Source organism: Pseudoclavibacter soli DSM 23366 (genome assembly GCF_000423505.1).
GTDB lineage: Bacteria > Actinomycetota > Actinomycetes > Actinomycetales > Microbacteriaceae > Pseudoclavibacter_A > Pseudoclavibacter_A soli.
This window is the reverse complement of record NZ_AUIC01000006.1, coordinates 22,731-35,969: the sequence shown is the minus strand read 5'-3', so window position 1 is coordinate 35,969 and position 13,239 is coordinate 22,731. Positions and strand designations below refer to the sequence as shown.

The following is a 13,239-nucleotide window of genomic DNA, read 5'->3' as shown; positions in this document are numbered from 1 at the left end:
CTGAAAACGCCCATTCACGCATATGTCCGTTGCACATCAGAACAAAGTCAACGCCTTTCATCGGTTGCACAATCTAGCCGACGAATCAGCCATGAATCAGGCCAGACAATTCTTTGCTGGGCCGCAGACACCTGAGGCAGAGAACCGGGTGCGTGGCGAGCTGGCCCGCATCGTACTCGAAGCAGGCATCCCCGAGCAGGTGGTCTACGGACATTTCGGTTTGGCTGGGCAACGTGGTGCTGACGTTCTCGTCGAAGTTCGGGGCGACATCCTGCGCAAGATCGCCGGTATTCGAGAGACCGACCGGTCCCACTCGACACTCGATCTCGCCAGAGTGGCTGGTGGCACCTCGCTGATCGGCTGGGCACGGAACATGATGAAGATGACCACCCGCTCGAAACTGCGAGACATCGACAACCGCCTTCGCCAGGTCACCGACATGACCAGCTACCTCGGTTCCAATGAGGCAACCGCTGAATACCGTCGTGAGGCGGTCATCGAGTCTGCTGCCTCGGCTCGTCTGCCCGAAGATGTTGATGATGACGCTCGTTTGCAGAGCAGACTTGCAGCTGGCTTCGACCGTCTGTTGAGCGAGACCCGACGACGCCCGGACGAATTCAAGCACGCGGCTGCGCGCGCCCTGCTCGAGCATTTCGGAATATCAGGCAGCCCAGTAGTCACTGTGCAGCTGCGTCGTGAGCTGTCCGTACTGCTGCGGGCTCGCCCGAGTCTCCCCCACGAGTCGCTGGCAGCGTGGGTGGCAGCGCTGCAAGGCGTAGAGCCCGCCGACGGCATGCCAGATGCGGCGCTGCGTTTCTGGGATGGGTTCACGCTGGATGAGGGCACACACCTGCTCGAGCGCGGGCCGAGGGTGAGCGCGCTGGTCATGCGTGGCTACGTGGAGGGCGCTGCCAGACCGACACCTACCCAGCGAGGGGCAGCAGTGCTCTCGCTCGGAGCGCTGCTGCCTGAATACGCAGAGCACCTCGCCCCACAGGTAGTCGATGCAGTCGTCGCCACCCATTGCTCACGCCTGCGCACGGACGGCCGCCTCGAGCGCGCCAGTGGCCTTGCGAGCTGGGACGACGCAGCCGTCGAGCTCGTCGTCTCTGAGGCCGCACGTGCCGCCGGTATGTCAGCTGTCGTCTTCGAGCAGACGGTTCTCGGACTGATCGGATAGGGCTCTTCGCATAGTCCTGTGGTGACCGAACACCGGACCTGAGGAGCTCACCCATGTCAGACCAGACCGAACGCACCGTCAAGCAGACACCCCTGACACGCAAGACGGTGGGTAACGTCGCTGACCTCGCTGTCGCACTCGATCGCCAGGTGATCCCGGCGGAGGTGATCGCTCTCGCCTCCGCCGGGCTGGGGCTCGCACGCAACGCAGGCTCTACCGACCTCATCTCGGCCATCGTCCTCCCCCACGACTCGCCGACAGCGATTGCAGCGGCCATTCGACTCGCGGGGTTCGACCCCCTCGATCTCGCCATTGAGGCTCTGGCTCTCGGGCGTGATGGGCTCCGTTCCGTCGCGGCTGTGTTGGCGGCTCTGCCGGATGTCGACGAGAACATTGCTCGGCTGCCTGCGGCCGACGTGAAGGCCGCGCGACGAATCGCCGGCGTAATCGCCACACTCGATGCCGAGCAGCTGGAACTGCTCAACGCCGGCGAAGCCCTCGCCAGTGGGCATATCGACCGCTGGCGAGTCGAAACTGCATCCGATATCCCATCACATCCAGAGCAGCAGCCCTTCCAGCCCGCGACGCCCGAGGCTTCCGCACCAGAGCCCGATTACGGATCGGTCGGCGATTTCGGATTCGGTGAGTGACCGTGGCGCGGAAGAAGAAACGACAACAGGACACTGCGGAGCCAGAAAGCACAACTGGTGCTGATGCATGGGCGGAAGCCGTCCGGCAGGAACAGATCGAGGCGATCGACGAATCGTCTCCGGCCAATGCGAAGACGGTCAAATGGCGCAAGCGCTACCGCTTGGCCGTCTGGTCAGCGGTGATTGGGCTTCCGCTGGTCAGTATCGCCGACATCGCCATGGTCAGTGCACTGATGAACCCGAACTATGGGCAGACCCAATCCAGCGAGTACAACCAAGTGTCTTCCGTCGGCAAGTCAGCGGCTTATCTCGAACTCGAAGACTGGCTGGCGAATGAGCCCGCGCCGCTGCCGGGTGCAACCATCCTGTCCTGGGATGGTTATGACACTGCCGCCCAGGACTCAAACGTGGCACAGACCGTCCTGCAGCAGTGGGGCGAACGCGATTACAGCATCGAGATTCACCACTTCACGCTCGCCGGCAGCTCCGGTGTCAACTATGCCGCCGATGTCACTGTAGCCGTTGACCAATACGGGCAATCCGAAGTGATTGGAACACCGACGGCGCTGCCTGTCGCACCCTCATCCACAGGCTGGTCGAATGACGGGGCATGGATGAACGTCATCGACGTCACCGCAGGCGAGTCGGTCGACGAGGCCGTCAGCAACTGGGCGAAGGCCTACACCTCCGGCGACTCGGCAACACTGCGACTGGCTGTTGGCGATGGTGATGCCAGTCACACCTACATGGCTCTCAGCGGCGTAGATGCGGTCAAGGCCACCATAGTTCGATCCGGCTACGTGGCCGAAACCGACGGCAAAACGGTGACCAACAAGCAGGAGAACCCCTCGACGATCATCGCTCAGTTGAAACTGCAGATCACGTGGAGTGGGCAAGACGCGAAAGAGGTCGAGTCTAAGGGTGTCACGCAGAGCATGGATGTGCTGATCACCGGGGCCGATACCGCCAGCCCGAAAGTAGTGGCTTGGGGTGCCGTTGGCACCGGGCCGACACTGAAAGCCGGAGACAACGCGATCACAGGGCGGCAGATCAAGGAGAAGACGACATCTCCGAGTACGAGTGCCTCACCGTCTCCGAGCGCCACCAGCTCGCCAACCATGAGCGCCGGCGCATCACCGTCTGAGAGCAGCACCCCGGAGTCCACAGCTCAGCCGCAGACAGAGACACCGACCACGGGAGGTGAATGATGGCACGAGCACGTGTTCTTGCACAGCTGCCAACCGCGCCTGACTGGCCGACGACAGTGCGTTCGCGCCGCAGCAATGGCGCAGTGCAGGGGCTTGACGGCTCCGTCTGGCTGTACCGGCGTGTGCCGCTCGGCCCGGTTCGGGACGCTAAAACTGTTCAGGATGCGCTGAATGTCCAGCGTGTGATCGACAACGCGTTCTCCGCCTGCGCGAACCTCGCCAGTATCCATGGTTCCAAACGTGCCATGAACCAGAACGGGTATAGGTCATTTCACCTCATATCGGTGACGATCCCGAGGTTCTTTCGTCCCCCGACCTCGCACAAGATCGCCGAATATCTGCGCGACAGTCACGGCGATGTTGTCGTGCATGACAAAGTCGTACTCTTCGGCGTGCAGCTGCGTTCCAGCATTGCCAACGTCGGTATCAAGGCTGCGGTGGAGTCCGTCGTAGACACCTTCATCCAGGGTGGCGTTCCCATGTCCGACTTCGATCTAGACCTGCAGAAAGTGGACGCAGCGCTCGAGCGCGCCGGTCTGCTGCCCATGCGCGATCAGGACTTTCGTGCGGTCAACGGCTGGTGGAATTACGGCTCCGCCCCAGACATTCCGCTGGTCACCTACAGCGACCACATCCGGTTCTTCGTCGATCGCAAAGCGGAGCGTGCCGCTGAGCTGATGGGGTTCGACAAGCCAGAGCTCTGGGACGATATTGAGGGGCAACGACCCATCACCTTCGCCGCGGTCTCCGACTTCGAACTCCCTTATGTGGATGAGTCGCAGACGTGGGTGCGTTGGGCGCAGCAGCTGCAGGACATGGGCTGCCCCATGCTCTCGATTCGTGGACTGGTCGAGCCGGCCAAGATCACTCGCTCCGAGGTTCGGGGCCAGATCGTTCAATTCCGCGGAGACATCCGTGACCGTCACGATGCCGGCAAGCTCTCCAAAGACGAGCTCGACACGAAGCTGGCGGAGCTGGAGAGTATCGACCAAGCGTATTCCGCGGCCGGGGCTGCCCCGCCCACGCTGGTGAAGACCTCGATCATCGCCGCGGTGCCGGGGCAAGTCTCCGACCTCGAAGACCTGTCCATGGACTCAGTGTTCCATCTGGCCGCCATGGAGGACCGTCAGGACATCGCGTGGATGGAGGCGCAGCTCGCCTCGTCCGTGCGCGCAAATCCGAATCTTGAGGATCTGCCCTCAACCACGGTCGCCTACAGCGGCATCGTCAACGAATCTCGGGTCGGCGATCGCACCGGGATTTTGATGGGGTTCACAGAGACCGACTCGCAGCCGGTATGGCTGAGCCCGACCGCTGTCTCCGATGAGGATGTGCCTCCGATCTTCCTCGTGGCCGCAGGTTCGGGGTCTGGCAAGACAATGATGCTTCTGAACATGGCCGACCAGTTCTCACGCATGGGTGTGCCGAACATCATCGTCGACCCGAAATACGGATCAGACCACAGCGCAGCTGTCCTCGCCTCCGGTGGCCAGGTCATCTCCATGGATGATCTGAAATCCTCGGACGGCGCTCTCGACCCGCTCCGCTTCAGCGTGGAGAACCCGCAGGAACAGATTGACACGGCGGCTGCGACCATTCTGCAGATCGCCCCGTGGTCTGAACCACCCGAGCGTTTCGAGCGTGAACTCAACTCAGCGATCTCCTATGGTGTGCGTCAACGCGGCGCCAAGTGCACCGGCGAGGCGCTCATCTACGCCTATAAGGACGGTAAGGCCTCACGAGCGCTGGTGGAACCGATCTTCCAGCTGAAGCAGGACTCGAGCCTCTTCAGTGCCTTCTTCGGCATTCACCCGGAGTCGGCTCCGCTCGGCGCGTTCGCGGGAACCACTCTGTTGAAGCTGGGACGGACCCGCCTGAGTCTGCCTACCAATATGGCGGCGAGGCACTCGCTGAACGAGCGACTCGGCGTCGCCACGGTCAAGATGATGTTCGTTGGCGCGATGATGAGTCTCACCAACCGAGATGGTGTGCTCCTGCAGGATGAATCATGGCTGCTGACGAACACCTCACCTGAGGCAGCTGAAGAAGCCGGCCGCCTCTGTCGTTCCATGCGTGTGCTTCCGGTGTTCTTCTCTCAGGACATCACCGGTGCAATTCGCGCCGGCCTCGGCCCACATGTCTCGCGAGTGGCCATCGGTCATATTCGAGAGAAGGAGCAGGCGGTCGCCGCCCTGCAGGTGGCGCGCATCGAGCCCACACCGGAGCTGGTCAACCGCATCATGGAGAAGCCGACTCGAGGTGGCTCCGACGGAGTGCAGGTGGTCAACTGGTCGTCGATGGCGTCCCTTCGCCGACAGAACCCAGACGGTACCAGCGAAGTGGTTCGTGGCAGCGTGTTCATCATCACAGACCTCGCTGGCCGGAGCGTGCCCACGCTGATCCAGCTGTCTGCCGAATTCCTCGCACGAGCTTCCACGAACCGTCAGGACATCATGGCTCGTGAACAGCTCGTCGATGTGCCGGAGGCATCCTGATGGGGTGGCAGGCGCGCGCCGGCGATGCACGTGAGCTGATCGCCCAGCTGGCCGATCATTCCGTAGACGTCATCATCACCGATCCCCCATACGAAATCGGTCAGACACAGGCTCGTGGGCTGCGCTGGGACGACCACGGCATTGCCTTTGACGTTCCGTTGTGGCGAGAGTGCCTGAGGGTGCTCAAACCCGGCGGGCACCTCGCCGCTTTTGGAGCAACGAAAACCAGTTGGCGTCTCGCAGCCGCTCTCGATGAGGCGGGGTTTGTCATCCGGGATCAGATGGCGTGGATGTACGCCTCGGGGATGGTCAAGGGACTCGCCTACGATCGAGTGTTCGCGAAGACAGGGCGCCCAGATCTCGCCCGGGAGTTCGCCGGCACTCATTCGAAGCTGAAACCGGCATTCGAGCCGGTCTGGCTGGCTCAGGCCCCTATCAGCGAACCCACCATGGCTGACAACGTTGCCCGATGGGGTACGGGCACACTGCAGGTGGACGCCTGTCGCACCCCGACGGCAGATCGACTCGCACGCGTGCCCGGCGAACCGACTGCGGTGCTACCTCTAGGGTCACGCAGCCTCCCCAGCCATGATCACCCCGGCGGACGCTTCCCCACCAATGTCGTACTTGTTGACGATGGGAGTGCAGCGGTCGACGAAGCCGTCCAGGGACTTGTGGTGACTGGACGTGCACGTGAGGTGGCGCCCCTGTTTCCGCATGTGGAGGACGTGGTCTTCTACAGCAGCAAAGCCACGCGGGCAGAGAGACCCGTAGTTGACGGGCGAGGACACATCACCGTCAAACCTGCTGGGGTGATGCGATGGTTGGTCAGTCTGCTGGCACGTCCAGGACAGACAGTCCTCGATCCGTTCTGCGGCAGCGGAACCACACTGCAGGCCGCGGTGGAGCTCGGCTGCGAGGCGATCGGTTTCGATCTCGACCCACATTCCATTGCCCTCACCGGCGTGCGAATGGGTCGACTGGCCGGTGCCGAAGCAGCCTAGGACTCGTTCAGGCCGCGGCTCGCGGATCCAGTGCAGTGCTGGCTCGCCGGCGAAGATCCTCGACAGTTCCGTCATTGACAACGACGAGATCGAAGTCCTCCGCCGAGACCGCCCGCTCGCTGATATGCCCCGAGGTAGCGTGCACCTCTGGCCGCTCCACCCAGACAGTCGTTCCGCCGACGGACACGATCATCTCCAGTTCGTTGCCGAATCGGACGCCCGTCACGATGACCGTGTGACCGCTTTCGAGAAGGTCATGGATGCGCTGCTCCGTGATCCGCACCCAGATGTTCTCGTCGATCAGGTTTCGCCCCACATCAGTGCCAAGCCTCTGCAGCAGTGCCCGCGCCTCAGGGAAACGGCGCTTGGTCTCCGTGTAGCCGTACAGCTGCAGGGCGGTGGCGTAGCGGATCTCTCCCTCCCAACCGTTGTCGATGACCGGGTTCAGTACTTCTAGCGCATGGCTGAGTGCGTCGGAGAAACCGATGACCACCACATTGGGAAGCTGTTGCGCCAGCAGATTCGCGAGGGTGTCTTTGCCCGCCCGCAGGTGCCCGCCGATGCCAATGACTCTGGGTGTGCTGAATATGCTCATACCCACCTTGTGCGCGGAGACCGCATATGTGTCGTACATGAGCAGATGGAAGTCGTGGCTGCACCCCCGGAGTCGGGCAGGTCGTTTCGCCGAGAAACTCCAGAGCGAGGCGGAGGTCGGGTTGGCCACGCCGACAGGACCACGTCCACTGGACGCGAATGGCCGCAGCAGTGTGCACGCCCTCATCTTCGACGAGCTCGGCATCACCAACGACCTCTACGACGTTGACGCCGCAGCAGACGAGATCTACCAGCTGAACACCGATCCATCGGGTTCGACCTTCCTCGAGCGCAAACCGGAATACGCCTCCCTGCAGGCGTTCGACGCCGGACTGAAACGCTTCCGCCGAGACAGTTGAGCTCCCGCGCACAGGGGTGCCAACAGCGAAAAGAGGAGTTTCCATGGGAACCAGTGCCAAATCAGTCGTCGAGTCGATCACCGATGTGCGGGACAACTTCGGCAACATCGCAGTCCTTGTGGGGGTGCCGCTGAAGCGCATCAACTTCGGGCGCCTCTACGACAGCGGACTGCTCGGCGCAGTCATCGTCTCAGATGAATCACTTGAGTACGCCGACGAGACCGGAACGCTGGAGATCGCCACCTACGACTTCGACGACCCAGACAACCGAGTCGACTATCTGCTGCGCTCCGCACTGAACCGGCATGGTGTGGCGCTCGGGCGGCGGCGCAATGGCGCGGTGTTCGTCACCGGACTGAGCCCGATCGCACTCATGTTCGTGCGAGGTCTAAATGAGGGGGCCATCGCGGCGTGAATGCAGCACACATCTCTCGTATGACGAGAGGAACACACATGCCATCATCCACACAGCAGGTTCGCGGACGCGACGCCGGATTCACCCCCGGTAACGGAACCCCGGGAAGTTTCGCAGCCGTGCGGCACACTGAGTTCGAGGGCCCAGACCTCACCCCGTCGACTCCTGCGGAATCCGTGCTGGCCTACTTCTCTGCGGTCTCACGCACCCCCGACGGTCGACAGCTCGAGCATGATGCGCAAGCACACGTCGCCGCCGTGCACATGCTGCTGTGCAGCGCGGATGCGGATACCCTCGACGACGCCTCGATCGAACGACAGGCAGTCACCCTGACTGAACTGAGTGAGCAGACAGGACAGCCGGTCGCCCAGATTGCCAGAGACGTCCTCGAAGTGCGTGTGGATGACATCTCCCTCGAACGCGCCGAGCAGGTGACGAAGCGGCTGGCCGCTCTGAGCCGAAAGTCCGCCGCTCTGAGCACTCAGCGGGCAGGCGAAGCCCAACGCGCCCTGCAAGTTCGAGCTGAGCGCTATACCCTCGCCTGCGCTGACACCTCAGCTGGCTTCGTGTTCACAGAGGATCGCGAGTACCGCGCCCGTCGTCTCAGCGACGCGATTCGTTCTGGATCCACGCTGGATGAGGCGATCGCCCGAGTCTGAAACCGTCCTACGCATAAGCATGTTTTGGAACGAACAGACTGTTGAAAGCGAGTTTCATGACGTCCACCAAGACGCAGTCCGTGCTGAATAGACTCAGCAGCCGATTCGGCCGCACCACGCGCCGCGCACTTGCCGCCATTGGCATCGGGGCGGTTGCTGCCTCGTCCCTGCTGCTGCCAATCCAAGCTGCAAATGCCGCCGCGGGTACAGGCGACGAAGCCTACGGGGCGCAGTACGGCAGTGGCAATGGCTACTGGGTCGGCTCTTATCGGCTGGCTGACGGCACCATTGTCTGGTGTGCGATGGACGTCAGCAAAGCCGGCCCCCACGACGATTCCTCTCTCTCGTGGGGCGATTGGGTACAAACCAATTCTGCGGCGGGGTTCACCAATGCCGGTGGGGTAAACATCTCTGGCGCGCTCTACAATCAGCTGGCCTATATCGTCGGCACGTGGGGCAGCACATCGGATAACAACGAGGCACGCGCCGTATACCGCGCCGAGCACCTGATCTACGAGAATGCCACCGGAATCGACACGGAGCCACGAGGCAATTGGAAGTACAACACCAACGATGTCGCGGCCCGCGCTGACCAGATGATCGCTGAGGCGCAGGCGAATGCCGGTACCGCGATCACCGATGCGAGCTTCAACGGCAAGCCGGACAGCTCCGGCAGCATTTCAGACACACGCGTCCGGAGTTGGACGCTCCCGAACATTTCGTCGAGCTCAGACGTCTCGTCCATCACGGTGACCGCGACCATCAGCGGCCCGGGCGTCTTTGACAACGGCACACAGACCCTCACCTATCAAGGCAACCAGTCTCCCACCGTGCCCGTCACCGCGACCGGCAACGGCAAATACACGGTGACGGTGAACGCCGATGTTCCCGGCGGCTACACCCTCAAGATCGCCTACCCGTCGAAGAGCACCGGTCAGGTGATGATGGCGCTGGGTGCACCGAGCGTCGGGCACATTCAAGCTGCCGGTGATCCCCATCTGGCGGACTACAACTTCCAGCCCATCGCCACCAGTGAGTCGGACACGTACGAGGTCGGCACGGAGGCCGAAGATGCAAAGCTCGTCGGCGAGAAGCTGAAGGATAAGGTCAACGTCGCCATCGACACCAGTGACTCCACTGTCGGCAACGTCTGGGCCAAGCGGGTCGTCAACGGTCAGATCACCCCGGTCAATGTCATCTACAACGTCGACTGGTACTACAACGAGACCCAACTCCCCGAATCAGCGGAAATCCCCGATGACGCGGTCTTGTTCGACTCAACTACCTTCACCGCCAACGGCGAGGGCAGCTATGACGTCACCTCGACCAAACCCGCCGACAAGGAAGGGTACTACTACCCCGTCATCTCGGTGGTGAAGGACGATCAGGCCGCGGACGTGCAGACGTATATCCGCGGTGATTGGACTGCGGCTTTCCATGATGAGAACGAGGAAGAGATCATCCCGTGGACCCCAGAGGTCTCCACTGAGACGTCGGGCGTCGCTGACGGCACCATCTCGGACACGCTGGTCGTGACGGGGGCGAACCCGAATCGTGAGCTCACCGTTGTCTCCAAGCTGTATCTGACTGACGCAGCCGCAGTGGAGGGCGGCACTGACACGGCTCCCGCCGATGCGGAGCTGGTCGCCACTGTGGAGACCACCATCAAGGGTGACGGAACCTACGAGACCGAATCAGTCGATGTCCCATGGACGCGCATCCTCGACTGGGCTGGTGAGAAGTCCCGGTATGAGTCCGCTTCGGAGAACCCGTACGACCAAGCTGATCGTCTGGCGAACCTGAGCTGGCCGAACCTGTACTGGCAGGAATCGATTGCAGGCACGCAGGACACAACCCCGTGGACGGGCAAGCATCTGCAGCCGGATGAGACATACGATCTGACTCGTCCGAGTGTGACCACACAGACCACGAAGGCGGTCTCGATCCCCGCGACCGTGCACGACACGGCGACCGTCACCGGTGATGTGCCCGTGGCCAACAGCACCAATGACATCAGCACCCTGCTGGGCTTCAACCTCTACCGCTTCGACAACTCAGTCGATGGTGCTGCGCAGCCGGTCTGCCAGACTCCGCAGTTCACGCAGGAAGCCCGTGTCATCGACCGTAACGGCACGCATGTCTCCGACGAAACCACCATCGACCAGCTCGGAACGTACGGGTGGGTGGAGAAGCTGACGTTCGTGTTCGGCGGCGAGCATACCAGCGCATCAGATGTGGCTCGCAACACCATCGACGTCCATGAGGGCGAGTGCGGTGCGGTGGAGGAGACGGTGGTCACCACCGGCGAGATCACCCCCACCATCGCCACGCAGGCGACCACTGACAATGCCGCCGACAACAAGGTTGTCCCGCTGACCGGCGCCACTGTCACGGACACGGTCTCCTACGAGAACCTGACCCCGGGTACGCAGTACCACTTGACCGGCAAACTGGTCACCGGTGACGGTGCCGACACGGGCATCACCGGTGAGGCGGTGTTCACGCCCGAGACCGCCTCCGGCACTGCGAAGGTGACGTTCACCCTCAGCGCCGACGACGCCACCAAGCTGGCCGGCTCCAAGCTGGTCGTCTTCGAGCAGCTCTACGACGCCAGTGCACCTGAGTCACCGGTCGCCGTTCACGAGGACATCAACGACGACAACCAGACCATCACCGTCGCCGAGGGGCCGAAGATCGCCACGCAGGCGACCACTGACAATGCCGCCGACAACAAGGTTGTCCCGCTGACCGGCGCCACTGTGACGGACACGGTCTCCTACGAGAACCTGACCCCGGGTACGGAGTACCGCCTGACCGGCAAACTGGTCACCGGCGACGGTGCCGACACCGGCATCACCGGCGAGGCGGTGTTCACGCCCGAGACCGCCTCCGGCACTGCGAAGGTGACGTTCACCCTCAGCGCCGACGACGCCACCAAGCTGGCCGGCTCCAAGCTGGTCGTCTTCGAGCAGCTCTACGACGCCAGTGCACCTGAGTCACCGGTCGCCGTTCACGAGGACATCAACGACGACAACCAGACCATCACCGTCGCGACACCTCTCGCCGTCACTGGGGCATCCGCGACCTTGTGGACGCTGGGTGTTGCCGGGGCGCTGGCTGCTGCGGCCGGTGCGATCCTGCTGGCCCGTCGTCGCCTGAACTGAGTCGCCGCGCACACTGTGTTCGACGAGTCCAACCCGGGCTCGACTAGGATGAACACAGAAGGAGTTGCATCATGGCACTTTCAGCAGGGATCAACACTGTAGGGCACTGGATCGCGCAGGCGTGCTGGTCCACACCGCTCAGGCGTGGACTGACTATCGGGGTGGCCACCCTCATCACCGTGGGGTTGGCCACCACCGGTATCGCACTGACCCGTGCGAGTACGCCGGAGACGCCCTCCCCGGAACCGACCACCTCGGAAACGACCGAGGCCGTGGAACCCTCGTCGGACCCCGCCGAAGAAACCCCCGCAGACAGCGCCGAGACAACAGAGACTCCCGAAGCGACCGACACCGGTAACGCTGACGCGGGCTCGACCGGCAGCGCGGGCAGCTCCGGGACGAATTCAGGCTCGGGGAAGAGCAGCAGCTCCGGCAGCTCGAAATCAGGCTCGTCAGGATCGAGCGCTGGCTCGGGCAAGAGTAGCTCTGGCAGCTCCGGGAGTTCTGGCGTCAGCGGGGGTAGCAGTGGTTCTTCCGGCTCCAGCGGGAGCTCGTCGACACCGCAGCAGACCACTTCTCCCAGCACTGGCGGGTCCGGATCTTCCGGCTCGTCAGGTGGCGGTTCAGGCTCGTCGGGCTCGGGGTCATCGGGCAGCTCGGGTTCGTCAAGTAGTGGATCGAACCCATGTGCAGCGATGGGCATGAATGGCGTCTGGAGCGACGGCACTGGAGGTACAGAGGGTGCATATAACGCTGGCAACGGCTGGTACTGCTACTGATGGGAATCGCGCAGGCGTGCTGGTCCACGCCGCTCATGCGTGGGCTGACCATCGGGGTGGCCGCCCTCATCACCGTGGGGCTGGCCACCACCGGTATCGCACTGACTAGATCAAGCACGCCGGAGACGACCTCCCCAGAATCGACCACCTCGGAAACGACCGAGGCCGTGGAACCCTCGCCGGAGCCCACCGAAGAGACCCCCGCAGACAGCGCCGAGACAACAGAGACCCCCGAAGCCACCGATACCGGTACCGCTGACACGGGCTCGACCGGCAACACGGGCAGCTCCGGGTCGAGCACTGGGTCGGGCAAGAGCAGCTCTGGCAGCTCGAAATCAGGCTCAACAGGCTCGAGCACTGGCTCGGGCAAGAGCAGCTCTGGCAGCTCCGGGAAGTTCCGGCTCCAGCGGAGGTAGCAGTGGTTCTTCCGGCTCCAGCGGGAGCTCGTCGACACCGCAGCAGCAGACCATGTCACCCAGCACTGGCGGGTCGGGCTCATCCGGCTCGTCAGGTGGCGGTTCAGGCTCGTCGGGCTCGGGCTCAGGGTCATCGGGCGGCTCGGGTTCTTCCAGCAGTGGCAGTGACCCCTGTGCTGCGCTCGGGTTCAGCCGCGGCTTCTGGGGCGACGGCAACGGAGTCATAGAGGGCGCATATAACGCCGGCAACGGCTGGTATTGCTACTGATGGGGATCGCGCAGGCGTGGGCTGACCATCGGGGTGGCAGCCCACATC

At 62.9% G+C, this 13,239-nt stretch carries 13 protein-coding genes; 11 read left to right on the top strand and 2 right to left on the bottom strand.

From position 1 onward, the window contains the following. The first annotated feature begins 22 nt into the window (after positions 1-22). Genes G557_RS0106455 through G557_RS12150 form a run of 5 tightly spaced genes read left to right on the top strand, consistent with a single transcriptional unit; the run spans position 23 to position 6,537 of the window. Positions 23-1,180: a hypothetical protein gene (locus tag G557_RS0106455; protein WP_028245401.1), complete on the top strand. Its 1,158-nt coding sequence runs from the start codon at positions 23-25 to the stop codon at positions 1,178-1,180. Positions 1,181-1,233: 53 nt separating this feature from the next. Then, complete coding sequence (locus G557_RS0106450; protein WP_028245400.1) at positions 1,234-1,830, top strand: hypothetical protein; 597 nt, start codon at positions 1,234-1,236, stop codon at positions 1,828-1,830. 2 nt (positions 1,831-1,832) lie between these two features. Then, positions 1,833-3,038, top strand: coding sequence for a hypothetical protein (locus G557_RS0106445; RefSeq protein ID WP_028245399.1), 1,206 nt, complete (start codon positions 1,833-1,835; stop codon positions 3,036-3,038). Beyond that, positions 3,038-5,533 (top strand): ATP-binding protein, encoded by a 2,496-nt coding sequence (locus G557_RS0106440; protein WP_028245398.1) that lies wholly within the window; start codon positions 3,038-3,040, stop codon positions 5,531-5,533. Before G557_RS0106445 ends, G557_RS0106440 begins: the two co-directional genes overlap by 1 nt. After that, a complete protein-coding gene (locus tag G557_RS12150; RefSeq protein ID WP_051224778.1) occupies positions 5,533-6,537 on the top strand; it encodes a DNA-methyltransferase in 1,005 nt (334 codons plus the stop codon). Before G557_RS0106440 ends, G557_RS12150 begins: the two co-directional genes overlap by 1 nt. Before the next feature lie 7 nt (positions 6,538-6,544). Here the strand turns inward: G557_RS12150 and G557_RS13365 are convergent, their stop codons facing one another. Continuing rightward, positions 6,545-7,261, bottom strand: coding sequence for a deoxynucleotide monophosphate kinase family protein (locus G557_RS13365; RefSeq protein WP_156877101.1), 717 nt, complete (start codon positions 7,259-7,261; stop codon positions 6,545-6,547). Positions 7,262-7,304: 43 nt separating this feature from the next. Between G557_RS13365 and G557_RS0106425 the strand changes: the two genes are divergently transcribed. The 4 genes from G557_RS0106425 to G557_RS0106410 are packed head-to-tail and all read left to right on the top strand — an operon-like array spanning position 7,305 to position 11,728. Then, a complete protein-coding gene (locus G557_RS0106425; RefSeq protein ID WP_028245396.1) occupies positions 7,305-7,490 on the top strand; it encodes a hypothetical protein in 186 nt (61 codons plus the stop codon). A gap of 43 nt (positions 7,491-7,533) precedes the next feature. After that, entirely contained in the window at positions 7,534-7,905 is a 372-nt protein-coding gene (locus tag G557_RS0106420) for a hypothetical protein (RefSeq protein ID WP_028245395.1), read from the top strand. Between the two features lie 38 nt (positions 7,906-7,943). Next, entirely contained in the window at positions 7,944-8,564 is a 621-nt protein-coding gene (locus tag G557_RS0106415; RefSeq protein WP_028245394.1) for a hypothetical protein, read from the top strand. 56 nt (positions 8,565-8,620) lie between these two features. Beyond that, positions 8,621-11,728 carry a VaFE repeat-containing surface-anchored protein gene (locus G557_RS0106410; protein WP_028245393.1) on the top strand — a complete coding sequence of 1,036 codons (3,108 nt, stop codon included), beginning with the start codon at positions 8,621-8,623 and terminating at the stop codon, positions 11,726-11,728. A 43-nt stretch (positions 11,729-11,771) separates the two neighbouring features. Here the strand turns inward: G557_RS0106410 and G557_RS13360 are convergent, their stop codons facing one another. Further along, positions 11,772-12,431: a hypothetical protein gene (locus tag G557_RS13360; protein WP_028245392.1), complete on the bottom strand. Its 660-nt coding sequence runs from the start codon at positions 12,429-12,431 to the stop codon at positions 11,772-11,774. 111 nt (positions 12,432-12,542) lie between these two features. Between G557_RS13360 and G557_RS13355 the strand changes: the two genes are divergently transcribed. Together G557_RS13355 and G557_RS13945 are read left to right on the top strand one after the other, a co-directional pair. Then, on the top strand, positions 12,543-12,923 hold the full coding sequence (locus G557_RS13355; protein WP_051224777.1) for a hypothetical protein: 381 nt from the start codon (positions 12,543-12,545) through the stop codon (positions 12,921-12,923). A 52-nt stretch (positions 12,924-12,975) separates the two neighbouring features. Next, positions 12,976-13,191, top strand: a complete 216-nt coding sequence (locus G557_RS13945) for a hypothetical protein (protein WP_156877100.1) — start codon at positions 12,976-12,978, stop codon at positions 13,189-13,191. Positions 13,192-13,239 lie beyond the last annotated feature (48 nt).